The sequence below is a fragment of the Brucella sp. NBRC 12950 genome, assembly GCF_030268145.1.
Taxonomy (GTDB): Bacteria; Pseudomonadota; Alphaproteobacteria; order Rhizobiales; family Rhizobiaceae; genus Brucella.
Window position 1 is genome coordinate 1 of the sequence record NZ_BSQC01000039.1, and the last position, 1,464, is coordinate 1,464.

Sequence of the window (1,464 nt, forward strand, 5' to 3'; positions counted from 1 at the left end):
AGCTTTCGGATTCCGATCGTCCGGAACTGACTTCTGCCAAGATCATCATCTCGGGCGGTCGTGCACTTGGTTCGTCGGAGAAGTTTGAGGAAGTGATCCTTCCTGTTGCCGACAAGCTTGGTGCAGCCGTTGGTGCCAGCCGCGCGGCGGTTGATGCGGGCTACGCTCCAAATGACTGGCAGGTTGGCCAGACCGGTAAGGTGGTTGCACCGGAACTTTACATTGCAGTCGGTATTTCCGGTGCGATCCAGCATCTGGCCGGAATGAAAGACAGCCGCGTGATTGTTGCGATCAACAAGGATGAAGAAGCACCGATCTTCCAAGTGGCTGATTATGGTCTTGTGGGCGATCTCTTTACTATTCTGCCAGAGCTGAAGGCATCGGCGGCACTAGCCACAGCTGTTGTGAACCGATAGTGCTGGTCCGACCAGTTTTAACAAGCGAACAGTGAAAGACCTTCCTCGTATGGTTGGCACGGCACTTCCCATCTTTACCGCGAGAAAACAAGAGCGCGCGGAACCCTTGCAGCGTTTGATCAATGCGCTTTGTGGAATCCTGATTTCAGGAAAATCACCTTTGACCGTTAGTTATTTTGCCGGCAATATGTTCTCTCAACTCTCACGATGCCATGAACAGAGAGCTTTGGCGGCGCAGGGTGATAGGTCCGTGTTTCCGTGGCAATTTCGGTTATCACCATCCCTTCTGAAAGACAGTAGTTTTTGCCATTTGTGGGAAAGTCTGGTCACTTTACTACCCAATCTAAGATGGCATTGTACGTTCAGCGAAGTCCATTCTCACACTCACTACGTCAGGGCGCATCTCCATACCATCATCATCGGAAGACAAGGCATTGAAGAGCGAGATGATATCGCTGTAGGCGCCACTGTTATCGCGCCGTCACCGACGTTTCCTCACCTCGTACGCTACCGGGGGCAAGTTATTTTAATGCTCGCATCGGGGGAAGTACGAAAAAATGGGGGGAGTTGGCGGCGTGTCCCGGCTGGGACGGTCCTTCATACTGATGAACGTTTCATCTATGAATTAAGAAACAGAGATACCTCTCTTCTTATCCTGTGGTGTGAAACGACACTCTGAAGACGTGAACATTGAGGCAGTAGCGTTGTTTGGGAGACACTACCATATCTGTCTGAGCCTTTTAACCGAAACCGAAGGCGCAAAGCCGGAGACAGCAGCAGGTCGCAAACATTGCGTGAGTGAAAAGCGAGAAAGACTTGCACAAGACGGAGGCCGTGAGGATGGAGATGCCTGAGGCGAGCCCGCTTCCCGAACGCGAAAGCATGGAATTTGATGTTGTGATTGTCGGCGCAGGCCCTGCTGGCCTTGCTGCGGCTATTCGGTTTAAACAAATCAATCCGGAGCTTTCAGTCGTCGTTCTTGAAAAGGGCGGGGAAGTTGGCGCGCATATCCTGTCGGGCGCCGTCGTTGATCCAAGTGGTATCGATC

General features: G+C 52.2%; 3 protein-coding genes. All 3 read left to right on the forward strand.

The annotated features are described in order from the left end of the window. A partial coding sequence (locus tag QSJ70_RS27300) for an electron transfer flavoprotein subunit alpha/FixB family protein (RefSeq protein ID WP_285541352.1) occupies positions 1–416 on the forward strand: 416 nt, incomplete at its 5' end. Between the two features lie 187 nt (positions 417–603). Continuing rightward, positions 604–1,095: a dimethylsulfonioproprionate lyase family protein gene (locus QSJ70_RS27735; RefSeq protein WP_352231033.1), complete on the forward strand. Its 492-nt coding sequence runs from the start codon at positions 604–606 to the stop codon at positions 1,093–1,095. Positions 1,096–1,262: 167 nt separating this feature from the next. Then, the coding region (locus QSJ70_RS27305; RefSeq protein ID WP_285541353.1) for an NAD(P)-binding protein at positions 1,263–1,464 on the forward strand (202 nt) is incomplete at its 3' end.

Coding starts and splice junctions, on each gene's coding strand:
- QSJ70_RS27735 (WP_352231033.1), top strand. CDS start 604: ATGTTCTCTCAACTCTCACGATGCCATGAACAGAGAGCTTTGGCGGCG.